Annotated in this window: 23 protein-coding genes; 18 read left to right on the top strand and 5 right to left on the bottom strand. The window is 74.2% G+C overall.

What is annotated here, in order from left to right; all coding sequences use genetic code 11:
• Positions 1–22 precede the first annotated feature (22 nt).
• Positions 23–1,762, top strand: a complete 1,740-nt coding sequence (locus ABZ573_RS23275; RefSeq protein WP_358120855.1) for a M28 family peptidase — start codon at positions 23–25, stop codon at positions 1,760–1,762.
• A gap of 43 nt (positions 1,763–1,805) precedes the next feature.
• Here ABZ573_RS23275 and ABZ573_RS23280 read toward each other — a convergent pair whose 3' ends face one another.
• A complete protein-coding gene (locus tag ABZ573_RS23280; protein ID WP_327027764.1) occupies positions 1,806–2,696 on the bottom strand; it encodes a septum formation family protein in 891 nt (296 codons plus the stop codon).
• 111 nt (positions 2,697–2,807) lie between these two features.
• A complete protein-coding gene (locus tag ABZ573_RS23285) occupies positions 2,808–3,695 on the bottom strand; it encodes a septum formation family protein (protein WP_151454089.1) in 888 nt (295 codons plus the stop codon).
• 246 nt (positions 3,696–3,941) lie between these two features.
• On the opposite strand from ABZ573_RS23285, the gene rpe reads away from it, so the two are divergent.
• From rpe to ABZ573_RS23335, 10 genes are all read left to right on the top strand, one after another.
• Positions 3,942–4,622, top strand: a complete 681-nt coding sequence (gene rpe, locus ABZ573_RS23290; protein WP_132240180.1) for a ribulose-phosphate 3-epimerase — start codon at positions 3,942–3,944, stop codon at positions 4,620–4,622.
• A gap of 1 nt (position 4,623) precedes the next feature.
• The gene (locus ABZ573_RS23295; RefSeq protein WP_121395205.1) at positions 4,624–5,580 is read left to right on the top strand and encodes a response regulator; all 957 of its coding nucleotides are present in this window, start codon (positions 4,624–4,626) and stop codon (positions 5,578–5,580) included.
• Between the two features lie 415 nt (positions 5,581–5,995).
• Positions 5,996–7,057: a bifunctional diaminohydroxyphosphoribosylaminopyrimidine deaminase/5-amino-6-(5-phosphoribosylamino)uracil reductase RibD gene (ribD, locus tag ABZ573_RS23300; protein WP_151454088.1), complete on the top strand. Its 1,062-nt coding sequence runs from the start codon at positions 5,996–5,998 to the stop codon at positions 7,055–7,057.
• A gap of 1 nt (position 7,058) precedes the next feature.
• A complete protein-coding gene (locus ABZ573_RS23305; protein ID WP_151454087.1) occupies positions 7,059–7,739 on the top strand; it encodes a riboflavin synthase in 681 nt (226 codons plus the stop codon).
• Positions 7,739–8,437 carry a nicotinamide riboside transporter PnuC gene (pnuC, locus tag ABZ573_RS23310; RefSeq protein ID WP_151454086.1) on the top strand — a complete coding sequence of 233 codons (699 nt, stop codon included), beginning with the start codon at positions 7,739–7,741 and terminating at the stop codon, positions 8,435–8,437. Before ABZ573_RS23305 ends, pnuC begins: the two co-directional genes overlap by 1 nt.
• A gap of 67 nt (positions 8,438–8,504) precedes the next feature.
• Positions 8,505–9,770, top strand: coding sequence for a bifunctional 3,4-dihydroxy-2-butanone-4-phosphate synthase/GTP cyclohydrolase II (locus ABZ573_RS23315; RefSeq protein WP_358120863.1), 1,266 nt, complete (start codon positions 8,505–8,507; stop codon positions 9,768–9,770).
• A gap of 2 nt (positions 9,771–9,772) precedes the next feature.
• The gene (gene ribH / locus ABZ573_RS23320; protein ID WP_358120866.1) at positions 9,773–10,270 is read left to right on the top strand and encodes a 6,7-dimethyl-8-ribityllumazine synthase; all 498 of its coding nucleotides are present in this window, start codon (positions 9,773–9,775) and stop codon (positions 10,268–10,270) included.
• A 106-nt stretch (positions 10,271–10,376) separates the two neighbouring features.
• Entirely contained in the window at positions 10,377–10,640 is a 264-nt protein-coding gene (locus ABZ573_RS23325; protein WP_088947482.1) for a phosphoribosyl-ATP diphosphatase, read from the top strand.
• A gap of 45 nt (positions 10,641–10,685) precedes the next feature.
• Positions 10,686–11,531, top strand: a complete 846-nt coding sequence (hisG, locus tag ABZ573_RS23330; protein WP_151454083.1) for an ATP phosphoribosyltransferase — start codon at positions 10,686–10,688, stop codon at positions 11,529–11,531.
• Positions 11,528–12,568 carry a DMT family transporter gene (locus tag ABZ573_RS23335; protein WP_358120869.1) on the top strand — a complete coding sequence of 347 codons (1,041 nt, stop codon included), beginning with the start codon at positions 11,528–11,530 and terminating at the stop codon, positions 12,566–12,568. Before hisG ends, ABZ573_RS23335 begins: the two co-directional genes overlap by 4 nt.
• A 40-nt stretch (positions 12,569–12,608) precedes the next feature.
• Here the strand turns inward: ABZ573_RS23335 and ABZ573_RS23340 are convergent, their stop codons facing one another.
• Genes ABZ573_RS23340 through ABZ573_RS23350 form a run of 3 tightly spaced genes read right to left on the bottom strand, consistent with a single transcriptional unit; the run spans position 12,609 to position 16,551 of the window.
• Positions 12,609–13,439 carry a hypothetical protein gene (locus ABZ573_RS23340; RefSeq protein WP_225852130.1) on the bottom strand — a complete coding sequence of 277 codons (831 nt, stop codon included), beginning with the start codon at positions 13,437–13,439 and terminating at the stop codon, positions 12,609–12,611.
• Positions 13,436–15,706 carry a hypothetical protein gene (locus ABZ573_RS23345; protein WP_358120872.1) on the bottom strand — a complete coding sequence of 757 codons (2,271 nt, stop codon included), beginning with the start codon at positions 15,704–15,706 and terminating at the stop codon, positions 13,436–13,438. The genes ABZ573_RS23340 and ABZ573_RS23345 overlap by 4 nt, the downstream gene beginning before the upstream one ends.
• Complete coding sequence (locus tag ABZ573_RS23350) at positions 15,703–16,551, bottom strand: hypothetical protein (protein ID WP_358120875.1); 849 nt, start codon at positions 16,549–16,551, stop codon at positions 15,703–15,705. The genes ABZ573_RS23345 and ABZ573_RS23350 overlap by 4 nt, the downstream gene beginning before the upstream one ends.
• A 177-nt stretch (positions 16,552–16,728) precedes the next feature.
• On the opposite strand from ABZ573_RS23350, the gene ABZ573_RS23355 reads away from it, so the two are divergent.
• The 7 genes from ABZ573_RS23355 (at position 16,729) to pheS (ending at position 21,928) form a co-directional block, all read left to right on the top strand.
• A complete protein-coding gene (locus ABZ573_RS23355) occupies positions 16,729–17,619 on the top strand; it encodes a Crp/Fnr family transcriptional regulator (protein ID WP_225852129.1) in 891 nt (296 codons plus the stop codon).
• Positions 17,620–17,688: 69 nt separating this feature from the next.
• Entirely contained in the window at positions 17,689–18,162 is a 474-nt protein-coding gene (locus tag ABZ573_RS23360) for a PH domain-containing protein (protein WP_132240188.1), read from the top strand.
• A gap of 336 nt (positions 18,163–18,498) precedes the next feature.
• Entirely contained in the window at positions 18,499–19,122 is a 624-nt protein-coding gene (gene infC / locus ABZ573_RS23365; protein WP_327027774.1) for a translation initiation factor IF-3, read from the top strand.
• A 19-nt stretch (positions 19,123–19,141) separates the two neighbouring features.
• On the top strand, positions 19,142–19,336 hold the full coding sequence (gene rpmI / locus ABZ573_RS23370) for a 50S ribosomal protein L35 (RefSeq protein WP_007458415.1): 195 nt from the start codon (positions 19,142–19,144) through the stop codon (positions 19,334–19,336).
• Between the two features lie 31 nt (positions 19,337–19,367).
• Positions 19,368–19,760, top strand: a complete 393-nt coding sequence (gene rplT, locus ABZ573_RS23375) for a 50S ribosomal protein L20 (RefSeq protein WP_030335718.1) — start codon at positions 19,368–19,370, stop codon at positions 19,758–19,760.
• A gap of 32 nt (positions 19,761–19,792) precedes the next feature.
• Positions 19,793–20,638, top strand: a complete 846-nt coding sequence (locus ABZ573_RS23380) for an RNA methyltransferase (RefSeq protein ID WP_151454080.1) — start codon at positions 19,793–19,795, stop codon at positions 20,636–20,638.
• A 210-nt stretch (positions 20,639–20,848) separates the two neighbouring features.
• Entirely contained in the window at positions 20,849–21,928 is a 1,080-nt protein-coding gene (gene pheS / locus ABZ573_RS23385; protein WP_358120880.1) for a phenylalanine--tRNA ligase subunit alpha, read from the top strand.
• The last annotated feature ends 19 nt before the right edge of the window (positions 21,929–21,947 follow it).

The following is a 21,947-nucleotide window of genomic DNA, read 5'->3' on the forward strand; positions in this document are numbered from 1 at the left end:
CGTCACCTATCGAGGAGCGTCCATGAAACGAAGCATCCTGACCGCTGGCCTCGCGCTCGCCGTCGCCGCCGGCGGCGTGGCGACGCTGACCGTCGCGCCGGCGGCGGCGGCCCCGTCCGCAGGCGTGCTCGCGCCCGCCGCGCAGGCACTGGCGGCGCCGGACATCGCGGTGGCCAACGTCCAGGCCCACCTCACGCAGTTCCAGACCATCGCCACCCAGAACGGCGGCAACCGGCGGGCCGGGTCCGCCGGCTACACGGCCTCCGTCGCGTACGTCAAGACGAAGCTCCAGGCCGCCGGTTACACGGTCACCGAGCAGGTCTGCACCGACTGCACGTACCGGTCGAACAACCTGATCGCCGAGTGGCCGGGCGGACCCGCCGACCAGGTCGTCATGTTCGGCTCGCACCTGGACGGCGTCTCCGCCGGCCCGGGCATCAACGACAACGCCACCGGCTCGTCCGCGCTGCTGGAGAACGCGCTGGTGCTGGCCCGGCAGAACCCGACGATGACCAAGCGGGTCCGGTTCGCCTGGTGGACCGACGAGGAGCAGGGCCTCAACGGCTCGGACTTCTACGTCCGCTCGCTGAGCGCCACCCAGCGGGGCTACATCAAGGGCTACTACAACTTCGACATGATCGGCTCCACCAACGGCGGCTACTTCATCAACCGGATCACCTCCGCCACGGCCGCCCCGCTGAAGGCGTACTGGGACTCGCTGAACATCCAGCCCGAGGAGAACGTCGAGGGCCAGGGACGCTCCGACGACTACCCGTTCGCGCAGGCCGGCATCCAGACCTCCGGGTACGCCGCGGGCGCCAGCGCCCGGAAGACCTCGGCGCAGGCCACCAAGTGGGGCGGCACGTCCGGCTCGGCGTACGACCCGTGCTACCACCGGTCCTGCGACACCACCTCGAACGTCAGCGCCACGGTGCTCAACCGCAGCGCCGACGGGATCGCCTACGCCATCTGGCAGCTCGCCGTGGGCTCGGCGACCAACGACTTCTCCGTCGCGGTGAGCCCGACGTCGGGCTCGGTGCAGCGGGGCGCGTCGACCACGGCGACGGTCTCCACGGCCACCACCGCCGGCACGGCCCAGACGGTGGGCCTGTCGGCGACCGGCCTGCCGGCGGGCGTCACCGCCTCGTTCAGCCCGTCGTCGGTCACCTCCGGCGGCTCCGCGACCCTGACCCTCAGCGCGTCGGCCTCGGCCGCGCTGGGCACCTACACCGTCACGGTCACCGGCGCGGGCTCCGGCGCCACGCGCTCGGCCAGCTACACGCTGACCGTCGGCGGCAGCGGCGGGTGCTCCGGTGGGCAGCTCATCGGCAACGGCGGGTTCGAGAGCGGCTCGTCGCCGTGGACGGCGTCGTCCGGCGTGATCACCAACGACACCCGCCAGCCGGCGCGGACGGGCTCGTACAAGGCGTGGCTGCTGGGCTACGGCTCGACGCGGACCGAGACGCTGTCGCAGTCGGTGACGATCCCGGCGGGCTGTGCGAGCTACACGCTGTCGTTCTGGCTGCACGTCGACACGGCGGAGACGACGACGAGCACCGCGTACGACCGGTTGGTGGTGCAGGCGGGCTCGACGACGCTGGCGACGTACTCGAACCTGAACGCGGCGGCGGGCTACACGCAGCGGTCGTTCAACGTGGCCGGGTTCGCGGGCCAGACGGTGACGCTGAAGTTCACCGGCACGGAGGACGCCTCGTTGCAGACCAGCTTCGTCGTCGACGACGTGACGCTCCAGGCCAGCTGACACACCACAGGGTCGGGGCGGTCGGCCACGCTGACCGCCCCGCTCAGGTGACCGGCAGGCCCTTCGTGCCGGCGCCCTTCACCGACCGGGTGAGGTTGCGGTCGCTGACCCACAGGAAGCACTGCACGCCCCGGTTGCCGTTGCGCCACTCCCGCTCGAACGGGTGGTAGTAGATCGAGCCGGCCCGGTACTGCAGGTCGCCGTTGTCCGGCACCCTCGCGTACTTCGCGATCAGCGTCCGGCACGCCCGGTGCACCTTCCGGGTGTCCCGGCCGAAGTCGTCGTAGCTGGTGTCGGGGGCCTGCCACACCCCGACGAACTCGGCGCGGTGCTTGCTGGTGCAGGCGACCGGCACCATCTCCCGCACCTCGTCGGCCCGCGTCCTCGGGTTGAAGCAGCGGTGGGCGAGCGGGGCGGCGCCGGTCAGCGCGCCCTTCAGGCTGCCCGTGCGGGCCTTCGCGCCGGCCTCGTCGAGGCTGGTCTGCTCGCTCAGGTCGCAGCGGAACCAGCGGGCGCCGCCGCCCCACGCCTGCGGCGACGGCAGCACCACGCTCAGCCCGAGCCGACCCGAGCGCCAGTCGCCGCCGACCACCCGGTTGACCTTCGCGTCGCACTCGGCGCGGGCGGCGCGCATGCCGGCCGAGCCGGCCGGCGGGGGCGTGACCCGGTCGGCTCCCGCCCCGGTCAGCGTGCCGACGTGCACGGTCTCCGTGCGGTGCGACACGGCGCAGTCGACGGGGTGGTAGGCGGTGAGGTAGCCGACGTCCTGCACACCGGCGTGGCAGACCCCGGCGGCGGGCACGAACGCCTGCGGCGCGGCGGGCGCCGGCCAGTCGTCGGTCAGGTCACGGTCGGTGCCGGCCGGGGTGCCGCAACCGGCGAGCGCCAGGGCCGCCACCGCGCCCACCGTGGCCGCCGTCCACCACCGTCGCATCCCGACCTCCCGCCGTTCGTGGGCCGCACCCTGGCGGCGGCCAGCGCGACGGTCCCGCCGGCGCGGAGGCGGCCGGACACGCCACGGTGCGGCAGCATACGGCACCCCCGCTCAGCTCGCGGGCAACCCTTGCGGGCCGGCGCCCCGCATGGAGCGGGTCAGCTTCCGGTCGTCGCTCCACAGGAAACACCGCACGCCCCGGTCGCCCTCCTGCCACTCCCGCTGCGACGGGGGATAGAAGATCGAGCCCGCCCGGTACGGCAGGTCGCTGTTGACGGGCACCTCGGCGAAGGCGGCGATGAGCGCCATGCAGCGCGTGTGCGCCTGCTGGTGGGACCGGCCGAACTCGGCCCAGGTCATGTCCCGCTCCAGGTAGACGCCGACGAACTCGGCGCGGTGCGGCTCGGTGCACAGCACCGGGGCCATGTAGTTCAGGTTGTCGCCGATCAGCTTGGGGTCGAAGCAGCGGTGCAGCAGCGGGGAGTCGCCGATCATCGCGCCCCGCAGGCTGCCCGTGCGGTTCACCGGCCGGGTGTTGTCGATGCTGCCGGTCTCGCTCAGGTCGCAGCGGAACCAGCGGGCGCCCGCGCGCCACGCGGGGGCGGAGGGCAGCGCGACGGTGAGGGCGATGCGGGCGGCGTGCCAGTCGCCGCCGAGCACCTCGCGGGCGCGCTGGTCGCACTCGGCGCGGGCGGGCCGCAGGGTCGCGGATCCCGGTTCGGGTCGGTCGCCGTCGGCGGTCGGCCCGGCGAACCTGCCCACGTGCACGGTCTCGGCCAGGTGGTTGCGGGAGCAGTCCACCGCCTCGTAGGTGCGGGCCTGCACGACGGCGGTGATCCGGGGCAGGCAGGCGTCGGTGGCCGGCACGAACAGCTGCGGCGCCCGCAGGGCCGGCCAGTCGTCGGTGAGGTCGCCGTCGGAGCCGCCCGGTCGTACGCAGCCGGACAGCAGGACCGTCAGCGTGCCGGCCAGCGCCAGCGCCGCGAGCCACCGTCGCATCGTCCGCCCTTTCCGGGAGCTGACGCGTCGACCGCCGCCGGGCATCGCGCGGGCGTGCGGCTCACGTCACCGTCCCTGATGGAGTCTCGCCGCGTTTCCGTCGTCCGGCCAGTCACGGATGGCCCTTCGTCCGGTTTCGCCGAGCCGGGAGGACCAATTCTGCACCACTGGTCACCGCCGGGTCACCGGGTGTCCCGTTGGTGGCGTGCTGCGGGCGGCCGTCGGCCACGTTCGTACACTGGCCCGGTGACCGTACCGCCGCCGATCGTCGCGCCCAGCATCCTCGCCGCCGATTTCGCCCGCCTCGCCGAGGAGGTCCGCGCCGTCGAGAACGCCGCGGACTGGCTGCACGTGGATGTCATGGACAACCACTTCGTGCCCAACCTGACCATCGGGCTGCCCGTGGTGCAGAGCCTGCGGGCCGCCACCGAGCTGCCCTTCGACGTGCACCTGATGATCGAGGACCCGCGCCGCTGGGCGCCCGGCTACGCCGACGCCGGGGCGTACAACGTCACCTTCCACGCCGAGGCGTGCGACGACCCGGTGGCCCTGGCCAAGGACCTGCGCTCGGCGGGGGCCAAGGCCGGGCTGGCGATCGACCGGGACACCCCGATCGAGCCGTACCTGGAGCTGTTGCCGAGCTTCGACACGCTGCTGATCATGACCATCAAGGCCGGCTTCGGCGGGCAGCGGTTCATCCCGCAGCTGCTCGACAAGGTGCGTACGGCCCGCCGGCACGTCGACGCCGGCCACCTCGAACTGCGCATCGAGGTCGACGGCGGCATCGCCGCCGACACCATCGCCCAGGCGGCCGAGGCGGGGGCCGACGCGTTCGTCGCCGGCACCGCCGTCTACGGCGCCGACGACCCCGCCGAGGCCATCCGGAAGCTGCGGGCACTCGCGGAACACGCCGCCCCCGGGGCCTGACGTGGAACCGGCCGGCGACCGTCCGGACGTCATCCTCGTCGTCGACGACGACGAGGACATCGCGCGTTTCGTCGCGTTCAACCTCCGGCTGCACGGCTTCGAGGTGATCCACGCCAGCGACGGGCAGGAGGCGCTCGAGGTGATCGAGCGCCAGCGACCCGACCTGGCGGTGGTCGACCTGATGATGCCGCGCATCGACGGGTTGGAACTGACCCGGCGGCTGCGCGCCGACCCGATGACCTCGGCCCTGCCGGTGATCATGCTGACCGCCAAGGGCATGACGGTGGACAAGGTGCACGGGCTCAGCGCCGGTGCCGACGACTACCTGGTCAAGCCCTTCGACACCGCCGAACTGGTCGCCCGGGTCAGCTCCACGCTGCGCCGCAACAAGGAGTTCCGCGAGGTCTCGCCGCTGACCGGGCTGCCCGGCAACAGCCGGATCCGCCGGGAGATCTCCGACCGCGTCCGCAGCGGGGTCGACTACGCCGTCGGCTACATCGACATCGACCGGTTCAAGAGCGTCAACGACCGGTACGGCTTCGTCCGCGGCGACGACTTCATCTCGGCCCTGGCCCGCAGCCTGCACCGGGCGGTGGTCTCGGTCGGGCTGCCGCCGGCCTTCCTGGGGCACGTCGGCGGGGACGACTTCGTCATCGTCTGCGCCCCGGAGCAGGTCCGCCCGCTCACCTCCCGGGTCTCCGCCGACTTCGAGAAGGCCGCCGACTCGCTCTACGACCCGGTCGACGCCGCGCGCGGCTACGTGGAGCTGAAGGACCGCCGGGGCAACATCCGGCGGGCCGCCCTGGTCACCCTGTCGATCGGCGTGTCCCTCTCCGACTCCGGCAAGCGGTTCACCGACCCGCTGGAGGCGATCGCGGTCGCCTCGGAGATGAAGACGGTGGCCAAGAGCCAACCCGGCTCGTACGTGGCGGTGGACCGCCGGCGCGGGGTTACCTGATTCGTGCGCTGTTGCTGTGAAGTACCACGCCCGGGTGGCACGACCCCCCGTCCGGCGTGTAACACTTCCCGTGTACCCACCACGCGCTGGCGGGACTCGGTGTAATTCCGAACCGGCGGTGATCCACGGTGTGACCGTGGTAAGCCCGCGACCCGGTCGGCCTCGTGCCGCCCGGTGGACCTGGTGAGAATCCGGGGCCGACGGTTGGGAGCGGGAAACCCCGCCCCCAGACAGTCCGGATGGGAGACAGCGCGCGGGACGGACGGGCCCTGCCCGGCCGCTGAGTTCAGCGTGCCGTGCGCGCCCCCCGGGGCGGCCCCGCCGTACCCGGATCTCCGCCGCCGCACGCTCGCGGCCCCATGCCGTTGCCTCCCGTGTCCGCCCGCGCGTCGACCGGCGAGTGAGAGGGCAGGGCATGGCCGGCGTCTCCGTAGACGAGGCGATGCGTCGCGCGGTGGAACTCGCCGCGCGCGGTCTCGGCACGACCAGCCCCAACCCGGTGGTCGGCTGCGTGCTGCTCGACGCCGACGGGCAGGTGGTCGGCGAGGGATTCCACGCCTACGCCGGCGGGCCGCACGCCGAGATCGTCGCGCTCGCCCAGGCGGGGGAGCGGGCCCGTGGCGGCACCGCCGTGGTCACCCTGGAACCCTGCGACCACACCGGCCGCACCGGCCCCTGCAGCACCGCGCTGGTGCGCGCCGGAGTCGCCCGGGTCGTCATCGCCGTGCCCGACCCCAACCCGCTCGCCACCGGGGGCGCCGCCACGTTGCGCGCCGCCGGGATCCAGGTCGACACGGGGGTACGCGAGGCCGAGGCCGAGGCCGGCAACATCGCCTGGCTGACCTCGATGCGCCGGGGCTGGCCGTACGTGATCTGGAAGTTCGCCGCGACGGTGGACGGCCGGTCGGCGGCGGCCGACGGCACCAGCATGTGGATCACCTCCGAGGCCGCCCGGATGGACGTGCACGCACTACGCGGCACCGTCGACGCGGTGCTCGCCGGGGTCGGCACGGTGCTCGCCGACGACCCCCGGCTCACCGCCCGCAACCTGCGCGACGGCACGCTGGCCATCCGGCAGCCGCTGCGGGTCGTGGTGGACACCGAGGGTCGTACGCCAGCCGACGCCCGCGTCCGCGACGGCGCGGCGCGCACGTGGATCGCCACCGCGGCGGAGGTCGGCACCGGGCCCGACGGCCGGGTCGACCTGCCGGCGCTGCTCGCCGCGCTGCACGGGCGGGGAATCCGCGCCGTGCTGCTGGAGGGCGGCCCGAAGCTGGCCGGCGCCTTCCTGGCCGCCGGCCTGGTCGACAAGATCGTCGGCTACGTCGCGCCCCGGCTGCTCGGCGCCGGCCCGACCGCCCTGGTCGACGCGGGTGTGAACACCATCGCCGAGGCCATCGACCTGGAGTTCGTCGACGTCACGCAGGTCGGACCCGACCTGCGGATCACCGCGCTGCCCCGAAAGAGGGAGGGCTGACATGTTCACCGGCATCGTCGAGGAGTTGGGTGAGGTCGTCCGGATCACCGAGACGGCGGGTGACTCGGCGCTGGTCGCGGTCCGCGGCCCGCTGGTCACCTCCGACGCCCGGCACGGCGACTCGATCGCGGTCAACGGCGTCTGCCTGACCGTGGTCGACGTCACCGACGGGACGTTCACCGCGGACGTGATGGGGGAGACGCTGCGCCGCTCCGCGCTGGGCGCGCTGCGCGCCGGCGACCCGGTCAACCTGGAGCGGGCCGCCGCGCTGGGCAGCCGCCTCGGCGGGCACCTCGTGCAGGGGCACGTCGACGGCGTCGGCGAGGTGATCGCCCGCGAGCCGGCCGCGCAGTGGGAGACGGTCCGGTTCCGGCTGCCCGCCGCCCTGGCCCGGTACGTGGTGGAGAAGGGCTCGATCACGGTCGACGGCGTCTCGCTGACCGTCGCCGACGTCGGCCCGGACTGGTTCGCGGTCGGCCTGATCCCGACCACGCTGAAGCTGACCACCCTCGGCGCCCGGGGCGTCGGCGACCCGGTCAACCTCGAGGTGGACGTGCTCGCCAAGTACGTCGAGCGGCTGCTCGGCGCCCGGCTGGCCGGTCCCGCCCTGCCGGACGCCGGCCCGCCCGGCGGGCCGCCGGTCACCGGCCTGCCGGATGCTGCGCCGGGCGAGGCGGCCTGATGGGCCCGCTCGGGTGGCTGCTCGACGCGCAGGTCGACATCGCCGGGTCGCCGGTGCTGGTCCGGGAGATCGTCGGCAACGGGTTCGGGCTGGCCTCGGCGGTGTTCGGCCTGCGCCGGCTGGTCTGGGCCTGGCCCGTCGGCATGATCGGCAACGCGCTGCTGTTCACCGTCTTCCTGGGCGGCGTCTTCGCCACCCCGCAGGCGCACGACCTCTACGGGCAGGCGGGCCGGCAGGTCTTCTTCTTCTCGGTCAGCGTCTACGGCTGGTGGCGCTGGTCGCGCAACCGCCGCCAGGGCGGCGACGGCGACGGTGCCGCGGTGGCGCCCCGCTGGGCCACCGGCCGGGAACGGCTCGGCCTGCTGCTCGCGGCCGGGATCGGCACCGCCGCGGCGTACCCGCTGCTCGCCGCACTCGGCTCCTGGGGGCCGCTGCCGGACGCCTGGATCCTCACCGGCAGCCTGCTCGCCACCTACGGCATGGCCCGCGGCTGGGTGGACTTCTGGCTCATCTGGATCGCCGTCGACGCGGTCGGCGTGCCGCTGCTGCTGCGCGGCGGGTTCTACCCATCGGCCGCCATGTACCTCGTCTACGGCGCCTTCTGCGCCTGGGGCCTGGTCGCCTGGTGGCGCACCTCGCGGGCCGCCCGCCCGGCGCCCGCCCCGATCCCGTCGACCTACTCGGAGGCCGTGGCATGAGCGAGCGAACCATCAGGCGTGGTGCGGTGGCGCCTCAGGGCGGCACGCGGCGCAGCGGGGTGTCGGCATGAGCACCTTCGCGAGCATCGAGCAGGCGGTGGCGGACATCGCCGCCGGTCGGCCCGTCGTCGTGGTCGACGACGCCGACCGGGAGAACGAGGGCGACCTGATCTTCGCCGCCGAGCTGGCGACGCCGGAGCTGCTCGCCTTCATGGTGCGCCACACGTCCGGCTACATCTGCGCCCCGCTGACCGAGAGCGAGTGCGACCGGCTGGACCTGCCGCCGCAGCACCACACCAACCAGGACCGGCGCGGCACCGCCTACACGGTGACCGTGGACGCCCGGGAGGGCGTCAGCACCGGCATCTCCGCCGCCGACCGGGCGCACACGATCCGGCTGCTCGCCGACCCCGGCACCGGCCCGGCCGACCTGGCCCGCCCCGGGCACGTGGTGCCGCTGCGGGCCCGCGAGGGCGGCGTGCTGCGCCGGCCCGGCCACACCGAGGCGGCGGTCGACCTGACCCGGCTGGCCGGGCTGCGCCCCGCCGGCGTGCTCTGCGAGCTGGTCAACGACGACGGCACCATGATGCGGGTGCCGGACCTGGAGAAGTTCTGCGCCGAGCACTCCCTGACGCTGGTCACCATCGCCGACCTGGTCGCGTACCGGCGGCGGACCGAGAAGCAGGTCGAGCGGGTCGCCGATGCCCGGATGCCCACCCGGCACGGCGTGTTCCGGGCCCTGGGCTACCGCAGCGAGCACGACTCGGCCGAGCACGTCGCCCTGGTCACGGGCGAGATCGGCGACGGGCGCGACGTGCTGGTGCGGGTGCACTCCGAGTGCCTCACCGGGGACGTGTTCGGCTCGGTGCGCTGCGACTGCGGCCCGCAGCTCGACGCCGCCCTGGACCGGGTCGCCCGGGAGGGGCGGGGCGTGGTGCTCTACGTACGCGGCCACGAGGGGCGCGGCATCGGCCTGCTGCACAAGCTCCAGGCGTACCAGCTCCAGGACCAGGGCCGGGACACGGTCGACGCCAACCTCGACCTGGGCCTGCCGGCCGACGCCCGCGACTACGGCACCGGCGCGCAGATCCTCTACGACATCGGGGTGCGCTCGATGCGGCTGCTCACCAACAACCCGGCCAAGCGCGCCGGGCTGGAGGGCTACGGGCTGGCCGTCACCGGCCGCGAGGGGCTGCCGGTGCGCCCGCACCCGGAGAACGTGCGCTACCTGCGCACCAAGCGGGACCGGATGGGGCACCTGCTGGACGAGCTGGACGAGGTGACCGAGGCCCCGATGGGCCGCCCGGTCCTCGGCGACGAGATCGGAGCGTAGGCATGGCGGGTTTCGGTGAACCGGGCGTGACGGCGGTGGACGCCGCCGGGATGACCGTCGGCGTGGTCGCGGCGCGCTGGCACGGCGAGCTGACCGACCACATGCTCGACCGGGCGGTCGCCGCCGCCGAGGCGTGCGGGGCCCGGGCGGTCACCGCCCGGGTGGCCGGCTCGGTCGAGCTGCCGGTGGTGGCCCAGGCCCTCGCGCGGCGCTGCGACGTGGTGGTCGCGCTCGGCGTGGTGGTCCGCGGCGCCACCGCCCACTTCGACTACGTCTGCCGCTCGGTCACCGACGGGCTGACCCGGGTGGCGCTGGACGAGGGCAAGCCGGTCGCGCACGGCGTCCTGACCGTCGACACCCTCGCGCAGGCCCGGGACCGGGCCGGGCTGCCCGGCTCGGCGGAGGACAAGGGCTGGTCGGCCACCGTCGCCGCTCTCGACGCCGCCCTGGCCATCCGCGCCCTCGCCAGCAACGGCCAGCGGGTCGGCTTCGGCGGCTGACCCCCGACCGACCGGGACCGCGCCGACGCCGTGCCGCGTTCCCGGTCGGTGAGCGGGGCCTGACCCGGCGCACCGGGGCCGTCGGGGCGGCTGGAAGAATCGCGGCGTGAAGACGTTCGAGGAGTTGTTCGCCGAGCTGCAGGCCAAGGCCGCCGCGGGCACCCCCGGCTCGGGCACGGTCGCCGCGCTCGAGAAGGGCGTGCACTTCATCGGCAAGAAGGTCGTCGAGGAGGCGGCCGAGTCGTGGATGGCCGCCGAGCACGAGGGGCCGGAACGCACCGCCGAGGAGATCTCCCAGCTGCTCTACCAGGTCCAGGTGCTGATGCTGGCCAGCGGACTCGACCTGAAGGACGTCTACCGACATCTGTGAGTGCGCCCCGTCGTTGATCAGTTTCGATCGAAGGAGCACTCCGTCATGCTGCGTGTCGCCATTCCGAACAAGGGCGCCCTGGCCGAGAAGGCCGCCCAGATGCTGCGCGAGGCGGGCTACCGCCAGCGCACCGACCCGAAGGACCTGGTCTGCCGGGACGAGCCCAACGACGTCGAATTCTTCTATCTGCGCCCGAAGGACATCGCCACCTACGTCGGCTCCGGCGACCTCGACGTCGGGATCACCGGCCGGGACCTGCTGATCGACTCCGGCGCGCCGGCCGAGGAGGTCATGGATCTCGACTTCGGCCGGGCCACCTTCCGCTTCGCCGCCCGCCCGGAGGACGTCGACGACGTGCGGGAGCTGGGCGGGCACCGGATCGCCACCGCGTACCCGGGGCTCGTGGAGCGGCACCTCGCGGAGCTGGGCGTCAAGGCCGAGGTGACCCGCCTCGACGGCGCGGTGGAGAACGCCATCCGGCTCGGCGTCGCCGACGTGGTCGCCGACGTGGTCGAGACCGGCACCACGCTGCGCCAGGCCGGCCTCGTGGTCTTCGGCGAGCCGCTGCTGCGCTCGTCGGCGGTGCTGGTCCGCCGCGCCGACGTCGAGGCCCACCCGCAGGCCGCGCAGCTGCTGCGCCGGCTGCACGGGGTGCTGGTCGCCCGCCGCTACGTGATGCTCGCCTACGACGTGCCGGCCGGCCTGCTCGACCGGGCCAGCTCGCTGACCCCGGGCATCGAGTCGCCGACCGTCTCCCCGCTGCACCGCGAGGGCTGGGTGGCGGTGCAGGCGATGGTGCTCCGCGACGACGTGCACCGGATCATGGACGAGCTGTACGAGCTCGGGGCCCGCGCGATCCTGGTCACCAACATCCACGCCTGCCGGCTGTGAGCCGTTTGCCCACGGCGGCGGGGGCCCCGGCGCCGTCCCCGGTGTCGCGGGCCCTGCCGCCGTGGGTGGCGCTGACCCTGGTCACCCTCGCCGGCGTCGCCTCGGCGGCCCAGGGCGCGGCCAACGCCGAGCTGGGCGAGCGGGCCGGCAACGCGACCTTGGGCGCGGTGGTCAACAACCTCGGCGGGGCGCTGCTGGTCGGCCTCGGGGTCCTGGCGCTGCCCTCGGCGCGCACCGGCCTGGCCGCGCTGCGCCGGGCCCGATTGCCCTGGTGGACGTACCTGGGCGGGCTCGGCGGCGCGGGCATCGTGCTGGCCGGCGCGTACATCGTCCCGGTGCTCGGGGTGGCGCTCTTCACCATCGCCCAGGTCGCCGGCGGCAGCCTCGGCGGGCTGGCCGTCGACCGGGCCGGGCTGGCGCCGGTGGGGCGGCTGGCGCTCACCCCGCCCCGGGTGGCCGGTGCGCTGCTCGGCGTGACCGCCGTGACGCTGGCCCAGCTCGGCCAGCCCGTCGGCGACCTCGCCCTCGGCCTGGTCCTGCTCGCCGTGGCCGGCGGGCTCGGTGTCGCGCTCCAGTCCGCGCTGAACGCGCGGGTCTCCGCCGCCAGTTCGGCCGCCGCCGGGATGGTGGTCAACTTCGCCACGGCCACGCCCGTCGTGCTGCTGGTCGCGGCGCTGGCCGGCGCCCTCACCGGGCCGGGCCCGACCTGGCCGGACGACTGGTACCTCTACACCGGCGGCCTGCTCGGCGTCGTCATCGTGGCGGCCCTGCTGGTCGGCGTCCCGGCGGTCGGTGTGCTGCGCACCGGGCTCGCCCTGGTCGCCGGCCAGCTGGGCGGCGCCCTGCTGCTGGACGCGCTGCTGCCGGGCGCCCCCGGCCTGCGGCTGCCGGTGCTTGCCGGCGCGCTGCTCACCCTGGCGGCCGCCCTGGTCGCCGGCCGAGGGGGCGGCCGGCGGGGTCCGCGCGACGCCGTGCCGCCGACCGCCGCCGGTCCGGGGGCGCCCGCCGCGACCGCCGGATCAGCGACGCCGGGGTAGGCGCCGACGATCCGGCGGTACGCGGGACCGGGCCCGTCGGTCAGTTCGTCCGCTCGGAGAGCCCGTGCCGTCGCTCGTACGTCCGGATCGCCGCGTCCCACGCCTCGGTGTACTCCGACGGCCCCATGCCGAGGTCGCCGTGCCCCCGCACGGCCTCCCGCAGCAGCTCCACCAGGTCCGGCACCGTCCCCCGGCGCTCCTCCACGTACCGGCGGAAGACCTCCGCGAACTGTTCACCTGTCAGCCGGGCCGCGTGCGCGGTGACCGGATCGTCCTCCAGGCTCTGCAGCACGGCGCACCACCGGCGGGTCAGCTCGTCGGCCTGCTGGGCCCTGATCTTCTGCAGCTCGTGGTCGCACTCGAGCTTGATCCGCTGCTCCCAGTACGGCCGCAGCCGCTCCCGCACCCGCTCGTCCGGGCTGACCCGCACCTGCACCCAGAAGTAGGGCTGGGCACCCTCGCGGGGCCAGCGCTGACCGGCCAGCCGGTCGTTGAGCGCCCGCTCCAGGTCGTGCGAGCGGTGCGGCTCGTACTGGCGGGCCAGATCCACCGCCCGCTCGCGGACGATGCCACCCGCCCAGGCGAGATACCGCTCGGCCCGCAGCCGCAGCGCCTCGTAGGGCATGTTCTGCGCGGTCCAGTTGTAGACGGCGTGCAGCCGGAAGTCGAAGGCGTCGCCCCTGGCCGGGACCAGGATCGGCTGCGGCACGTCGTGGCGGAACGTCACCGTGTCGGGGACCGGGGGCGCCGGTGGCCCGGCGGGAGGGACCGGTTCGACCGGCGGGAAGATGGCGTGCCACCAGCGGCGGCGCTCCGGCTGGGGCGGTACGAACGCTGCCGTGGGGGGTGGCCCGGTGGGGTGAGTCGTCATGACAGGTCCTCGTCGATGAGTGCGTGTACGGCGTCGAGCAGTTCGTTGCGCGGCATGATGGGCCGCCAGACGTGGCGGACCTGGTGGTCGAGGCGATGCCGCAGCGGCGGCCGACCGGCGATCACGTGCCGGAGCAGGGCCACGCAGTGGGCGGCGACCTCGGGGTTTCCGTCCGCCCGGTTCAGCCAGAAGCCGAGCGTCCGCCACGAGCGGTAGGCCGTCTGCGGCATGCCCAGCGCCACGGCCCAGAGCGCGGCCACGTCGCCCGGGCTGACGATCCGCCGCCGGACGAGGTCCAGCAGCTCCGGCCAGTGCTCCCTGGGCGGCTCGGCCCAGCGGTCGGCGAGGACACGCAGCGTCCGCGCCGCGTGCAGCCGCACCTCCGGGTCGTCGGACGTCCAGTCGACCAGCTCCGGCACGAGCGTGGCCGCGTGGCCGTCCCGGTAGACCTCGACCAGGCCCCGAACCACGGAGTTGTTCCGCCGCTGCATGCGGGCCTGCGCCACCAGGCGCAACTGCACGAGAGCGGCGTCGGGCCAGAGGCGGGCCAGTCCGAGGCCGTACGCCCGCGCGACGGTGTCCCGCAGGTGTGCCGCCGGTCCGGCGGCCCACTGGTCGAGTTCGGTCCGTACGCGCTGGCGCAGGCCGGGTTGCATCGCCATCGCGACCAGCACGATGGCGGCGGCCTGCCGGACGCCCGCCCGCCGTTCCCGGGCCAGGTCGCCGACCGTCTCCAGGGCTGCCCGCACGTCCCGCCCTGCCGACCAGCCGATGGCGCCCGCGGCGGCCTGCCGGATCCCCGGCACGTCGGAGCGGACCAGGTCCGCGAGCCAGCCGAGCAGCTGCCCGGGCAGCCACCAGTCAGTCCAGGCGACCTCGAGCAGCGTCGAACGGAGCTGCTCGCTGCCGGCGCCGAACTCGATCCGCCGGCCCCCCGCGGCGCGTTCGTCGCCGACCACGACGACGGCCTGGCGCAGCGTCGACCCGAGCAGCGTGTCCAGTTCGGGGCCGCGCAGCCGGGGTCCGACGGAGGTGGTCCCGGTGGGGTCGGTCCCGGCCAACCGTCGGGCCGCCTGGTCGATCTCCGCCACCGGCTGCCCGGCCAGGACGGCGCAGGTCAGCCGGAAGGCGCGGGCCCGGTCGGCCGCCCAGGCGTCGACCCCGTCCGGGCCGTCGGGTCGGCCGGCGTCGAGGATCTGCGTCGCGCGCTCCCGCAGCTGGCGGGGGAGCAGCTGCTCCAACCGCTCGGTCAGGGCGGGCCCGTGCGGGACCGTCCGGGCGATCAGCTCTACGACGGGCACCACCTCGCCCGGCCGCGGCTCGCCGGCGAGGTAGGCCGAGAGCAGCGGATGGGTGACGCACTCGTCGTCGACGTACCGCTCCACGCAGGTGCCGTCGCAGCCGTCCGGGCACCAGCCGACGCACAGCCCGGCCAACTGCTGGCGCAGTCGCGCCCGGAACACCTCCACCGCCGGCGGCACCCGATGCTCCACGAGGTGGCCGGCGAGATCCTGACCGCGCCGGGAGAAGTCCCCGACCAGGATCAGCGTCATGCCGGTCGCCTCGGCCCGGGCCGCGAGCGCCACGAGGGTGAACCCGTCGACGGCGTTCGCCGCGGTGTCCGCGAGCCGGAGCACGTACCCGCGTCCGGCGGGCAACCGTTCGCTCGACCCGAGCAGGTCGGCGGGCTGTTCCGCGCCGAGGACGCAGGCGCGGTCGAGCCCGTGCCGGCGGGCGGTGGCGAGGACGGCGGAGGTGAACCGGCCGCTGGCGGACGGGCCGGACAGGCACACCAGGTGGCGGCGCTTGAGGTGGCGGTCGAGCTGTTGGTCGCTGGACGTCGGCGCGTACCCCTGCGCCAGTTCCCCGACCTCGTTCCCGCTCAGGCTCTCGTACCAGATCCGCCCCGTGCCGTCGGTTCCCGCGGTGGTCACGTTGACGGTGCCGATCGCGACGGCGCCGTGTCCGGTGGCGTTCTGGCCCCGTACCCGTACGTCGCCGAGGCCGATCGTGGCGCCGCCGAGCAGGTCGGCCAGTCCGCGGATGACGTCCGCCGAGTCGAGCGGCTCCTCCGGCTCGTCCGCCTCGCCGCCCTCCGACGACCCGGTCTCCGCCGGGTCCGTCCGCCCGTCCGGTGGGCCCTCATCCGGTCCCGCCGCCGGGTCCTCCGTGGGACGGTCGTACCCGTCGTCACCGGAGGCGTCCCGGGGCCCGTCCGGGTCGTCGTCGCCGACGACGTGCGGGTACGGGAAGTGGGGTGCGGTCACCGTGCCCGGCCCTCCCGTCCGCCACCGAAGGTCAGGTCGCGCCCGACGGAACCGATCGCCGTGGCGCCGTGCCCGATCGCGTTCTGGCCGTCGACCCGGATGTCACCCGTCCGGATGTCGCCCGCGCCCGGCGGCGTCCGGGTCGCGGGGGACTCCGGCGGCTCCCCACCCGGGGCCCCGCCTCCCGGAGCGGGCGGCGTCGCCGTGGAGACGGGTGCCGGGGAAGGCGCACCGGCGCTCTCCGCCGCCGGCAGGGCGGACATGTCCTCGTCCACGACGCAGAACCAGGCGTCCTCCCGGAACCCCTTGTCCGGGTGGGTCACCTCGACCCGCCGGAAGCGCTCGGGGCGCATCTCCTCCGGGTACTCGGTGACGACGTCGCGGTAGATCTCCGCCGACACGACCAGCGCCACCCCGGCGTCGGGAAAGGCCGCCAGGGCCTGCTTCACGGGTGCCGCCTCGCAGAGCCGGCAGACGAGGACGACGGCGTTGCCGGGGAAGCCGTTGGCCCCGTCGAGGTGGACGAGTCCCTGGTGGACGGCGACCCGCAGGCGGATCCGGGCGGCCGGCACCCGGCTGCTGTTGTAGCTGCGCAGCCGCCTGTTCAGCTCCGGTACGAAGCGGCCGATGACGCGGGACTCGGCCACGTCGCGGGGGAGGATCGCCAGCTCGCCGTCGCCGGCCTGCTGCGTCGTCCAGGCGACCCGGTCCAGGCCGACGTCGCCGGCCGCCTCGTGCAGCAGCTCCCGGAAGTGCTTCTGCGCCTCGTACTGCTGGAGGTTGGTGCGCCGGCTGTACCGCTCCATGTCCACGGAGATCAACAGTCGTCGCTCGGGATGTCGCATCGTCGTGCCGCCCTTCGTCGCCCGACCCGCCCCCACAGGCGGGCACCGCAGGGGACATCGAACCGGGACGGGCCCGGCGGAACCCCGTAGAAGTACGGCATCGCCCGGAACTGTCGGTGGGGCGTCATCCCGTCCTGTTCGGGGGTCCGGCACGCGGCGGACCGGTCTCCTGGTCGCATGAGGATCGGGCTGATGGAGCTGCTGCTCGCGGTCGGCTGGCCGCCGGGCGTCCTGCTGGCGTGGGTGATCGTCCAGCTCGCCGTCGCCGCCGCCCTGCGCCTGCGGGCGTCGCGCTACGCGCAGGGCCGGCTACGCTTCGACGGCTGTCGCTGGCCGAGGAGGATGAGAGCGCTGATGCGACGACCAGCCGAACTGTCCGACGTCACCTGGCCGTACGGCACGTTCCTGCAACGGCTCGGCCCTCCGGTTCGTGCCGCCCTGCTGGAGCTGGGGGTGCGCCGGCGGGTCCCGCCCGGACAGATCGTCATCCACGAGGGCGTACGGGAGTCGCACCTGGTGCTGCTCGAGGAGGGGCTGACGAAGGTCACCGCGACCCTTCCGGACGGGCGGGCCGCACTGCTGGCCCTGCGCGTCGGCGGCGACCTCGTCGGCGAGATGTCGGCACTCAACGACCGGCCCCGCTCGGCGAGCGTCACCACCTGCGGGCCGGCGACGTACCGGGTCATCCAGCCCGACCGGTTCAAGATGTTCCTCAAGGAGCACCCGGACGCCGCGCTGGAGTTGGCGGCGATGGTGTCGGACCGGCTGCGCTGGTCCAACCGGCGGCGCATCGACTTCACCTCCTACCCGGTGAAGATCAGGGTCGCCCGGGTCGTCGCCGAGCTCTGCCGCACCCACGGCCGCCAGGTTCGCGACGGCGTGGTCATCGACGTGCGGCTCACCCAGCCCGAGCTCGCCAGCATCTGCGGCGCCGCCGAGACCTCCATCCAGAAGGCCCTGCGTGAACTGCGCACGGAGGGCCTGGTCGACACGGACTACCGCCGGATCACCGTCCGCGATCTGCCCCGGCTGCGGCGGATGGGCGAGCTGGAGGCCGGGGAGGACTGACGGGCGCCGGGCGGGGGCGGAACGTGTGGCGGCGCGGGAACGGCCGGGACCGGGTGGCAGACTGGTGGGGTGAGCGAAATCGAGTCCGTCCACCTGCGCCCGCGCCGCATCCGAGTGGTCTGCTGGGCCTGCGCGGCCGTGCTGTTCGTGGTGTTCAGCCTGCTGGCCACCTCGCTGAGCGGCGCGACGGGCAACGGCTACGGGAGCTTCCAGCGGGGCGACCAGATCGCGATGGTCGGGCTCGGCGTCCTCGGTGCGCTCGCCGTCCTGATCTTCACCCGTCCCCGGGTCGACGCGAACGCGTCGGGGGTGCGCGTGCGCAACCTCGTCGGCTCGTACGAGCTGCCGTGGGAGGTCGTCCGGGGGGTCCGCTTCGACCGGGGCGCGCCCTGGGCCAGCCTGGAGCTGCACGACGACGACCTGCTGCCGATGGTCGCCCTCCAGGCCGCCGACAAGGAGCGGGCCGTCGAGGGGGTCCGCGCCCTGCGCCGGCTGCACCAGGCGCACCAGGCCCGGCTCACCGAGGGCGCCGCCGGCCGCTGACCCGGGCGCCCGGTTGGGAGGGTGTCCGGGCGAGGGTGTAGTGTTACCAAGTCGACCAGGCTGTCTTCGTGTGTGCGCATCGCGCCCATACGTGCAGCCTTGAAAGAGGAGCGCCTGCTCCCACCCGAGTCGCCACCACGGTGGCCGGGTCCGGTCACCGGTTCCGGGCATGTCCCGGCACCGGATGCGCGATCATGTGATCGTGCCGACCGGTCGAGCGGGCCCTGGCATGCGCCGGGGCCTTCTGCTTTCCGGGCCGGCTCCCACCCGGGAGCCGCGAGGGTCGGCCACGTAGAGATTCCGACTCGAGGAGGCCCCATCAGCGTCGAACCACGCGTGAACGAGCAGATCCGGGCACGTGAGGTCCGACTGGTCGGCCCCGAGGGTGAGCAGGTGGGCATCGTCCCGCTGGAGCGCGCCCTTCAGCTGGCCGCGGACGTCGACCTGGACCTGGTCGAGGTTGCGCCGATGGCGCGCCCGCCGGTGTGCAAGCTCATGGACTTCGGCAAGTTCAAGTACGAGAGCGCACTGAAGGCGCGCGAAGCGCGGCGTAACCAGCAGCAGACCGTCATCAAGGAGATGAAGCTCCGCCCGAAGATCGACCCGCACGACTACGAGACCAAGAAGGGTCACGTGGTGCGGTTCCTCAAGGCGGGCGACAAGGTCAAGGTGACGATCATGTTCCGCGGTCGCGAGCAGAGCCGCCCGGAGCTGGGTTACCGGCTCCTGCGCCGGCTCGAGTCGGAGATCTCGGAGCTGGGGTACGTCGAGGCCGCTCCGAAGCAGGACGGTCGAAACATGATCATGGTGCTCGCGCCGCACCGCGCCACCAAGGCCGCCGCGGTCGCCGCCACGGCCACCCGGGGCGGGCCGAGGGAGCGGGACGCCGAGGGCGCCCCGGTCGACGAGCCCGCAGCGGCCGGTGACACCGGCACCGTCGCCGACAACAGCGGCGAGTAACAGGGGAGAGACGTTCCACATGCCGAAGATGAAGAGCCACACGGGAATGGGCAAGCGGGTCAAGGTGACCGGCAAGGGCAAGATCGTTGCCCAGCAGGCCGGCCTCCGGCACAACCTGGAGAAGAAGCCCTCCACCCAGACCCGTCGGCTGACCGGCACCGTGGTGCTGGCCAAGGCCGACGTCAAGCGCATCAAGAAGCTGCTCGGCCGCTGACGCGCGCCACCTTACGTAATTAGGAGTTGAGATGGCACGCGTCAAGCGGGCTGTGAACGCCCAGAAGAAGCGTCGTACCCTGCTGGAGACCGCGAGCGGCTACCGCGGTCAGCGCTCCCGCCTCTACCGCAAGGCCAAGGAGCAGGTGCTGCACTCGATGCAGTACGCCTACCGGGACCGTCGCGACCGCAAGGGCGACTTCCGGCAGCTGTGGATCCAGCGGATCAACGCGGGCGCCCGCGCCAACGGGATGACCTACAACCGCCTGATCCAGGGCCTGCGCCTGGCCGGCATCGAGGTCGACCGCAAGATCCTGGCCGACCTGGCCGTCAACGACGCCGCCGCCTTCGCGGCGATCGTCGAGCTGGCCCGGGCCGCGGTCGCGGCCGAGGGCACCGGCGGCGCGGCGGCCCAGGCCGCCTGATCCCCCCGCACCAGCAGATCGAGGCGTCTCCCATGCAGTCACCATCGCGCGGGAGACGCCTCGACGCCGTCTCCGGCCCCTTCACCCCGCGTACCCCCAGGGTCGTCGCCGCCCGCCGGTTGCAGCGCCGCCGGGACCGCGAGGCCGCCGGCCGCTTCCTGGCCGAGGGGCCGCAGGCGGTCCGCGAGGCCCTGGCTTGCCCGGGGGTGGTCACCGAACTCTTCGGTACGCCCGCAGCCCTGGACCGGCACGCCGACCTGGCTGCCGTCGCGGCCCGTGCCGACGTGCCCGTCTCCGAGGCGACCGACGAGGCGCTCGCCGCGCTGGCCGAGACCGTCGCCCCGCAGGGCCTCGTCGCCGTCTGCCGCCACCTCGACGTGCCGCTGGAGCGGGCCCTGGCCGACGGGCCCCGCCTGGTGGCCGTGCTCGCCGGGATCCGCGACCCGGGCAACGCCGGCACCGTGCTGCGCACCGCCGACGCCGCGGGCGCCGGTGCGGTGGTCTTCGCCGGCGAGGCCGTCGACCCGTACAACGGCAAGTGCGTGCGGGCCTCGGCCGGCAGCCTCTTCCACGTCGACGTGGTCCGCGCGCCCGACCCGGTGGACGTCGTCGCGGCGTTGCGCGCCGCCGGGCTCACCGTGCTCGCCACCACCGGCTACGGCGAGGACGACCTCGACGACCTCGCCGACGACGGGCGGCTCGCCGCCCCCACCGCCTGGCTCTTCGGCGCGGAGGCGCACGGCCTGCCCGAGGCGCTCACCGCCGCCGCCGACGCCCGGGTCCGGGTGCCCCTGCACGGGCGCGCCGAGAGCCTGAACCTGGCTGCGGCCGCCGCCGTCTGCCTGTACGCTTCGGCGAGAGCACAGCGGCGGTCGTGACCCGACCGTCGAGTCAGATCGCAGGGGAGACCGTCCGCCCATGAACGCGCCACGGCGTTCGTTTAGCCAGCCCGCCGGTGTCGGCGGGCGGCGGGCCTGACCTGCTCTCCGCACAACTCCCACCGGCGGGCTGCGGCACAGCCGCGCGTCCGTAGACTCGCTTCGCCGCCCGTGAGGGCTGGCGCCGCCGTGAGGGAGTGCCCGTACGCCATGAGCTACCGCAACGATCCGTACGACCCGAAGCAGGTCGCCCTGCTCGACCCGGCCGCCCTGGCCGAGGCCGTCGCCGCCGCCGAGAAGGCGTTCGCCGAGGCCGGTGACCCGGACGCGCTGACCGCGCTGCGCCCGGCGCACCTCGGCGACCGGTCCCCGGTCGCGCTGGCCCGCCGCGAGATCGGCGCGCTGCCGCCGGCCGCGAAGTCCGACGCCGGCAAGCGGGTCAACGTGGCCCGCCGCGCCATCGACGCCGCGTACGCGCCCCGCCAGGAGGTCCTGGACCGGGAGCAGGCGCAGCGGGTGCTGGTGGAGGAGCGCGTCGACGTGACGCTGCCCCACGACCGGCGGCCCCGGGGCGCCCGGCACCCGATCAGCACCCTGATGGAGCAGGTCAGCGACCTGTTCGTCGGCATGGGCTACGAGGTGGCCGAGGGGCCCGAGGTCGAGCTGGAGTGGACCAACTTCGACGCCCTGAACATCCCCGCCGACCACCCGGCGCGCGGCCTGATGGACACCTTCCACGTCGCGCCGCCGGAGGGCACGGAGGGCTCCGGCCTCGTCCTGCGTACGCACACCTCGCCGGTGCAGGCGCGCACCATGCTGACCCGCAAGCCGCCGATCTACGTGATCGTGCCGGGCCGGGTCTACCGCACGGACGAGCTGGACGCCACCCACGCGCCGGTCTTCCACCAGGTGGAGGGGCTCGTGGTGGACCGGGGCATCACCATGGCGCACCTGCGCGGCACCCTGGACCACTTCGCCCGGGCGATGTTCGGTGAGGGCGCGAAGACCCGCTTCCGGCCGCACTACTTCCCGTTCACCGAGCCGTCGGCCGAGTTCGACGTCTGGTTCCCCGAGCACCGCGACGGCCCGCGCTGGGTCGAGTGGGGCGGTTGCGGCATGGTCAACCCGCGGGTGCTGCGCGCCTGCGGCATCGACCCCGAGGTCTACTCCGGATTCGCGTTCGGCATGGGCATCGACCGGACGGTGATGTTCCGGCACGGGGTCAGCGACATGCGGGACATGGCCGAGGGCGACGTGCGGTTCACCCGCGCGTTCGGGACCGGGGCGTAGGCGATGCGGGTACGAGTCA

It is taken from the genome of Micromonospora sp. NPDC007220 (assembly GCF_040634035.1).
GTDB lineage: Bacteria > Actinomycetota > Actinomycetes > Mycobacteriales > Micromonosporaceae > Micromonospora > Micromonospora reichwaldensis.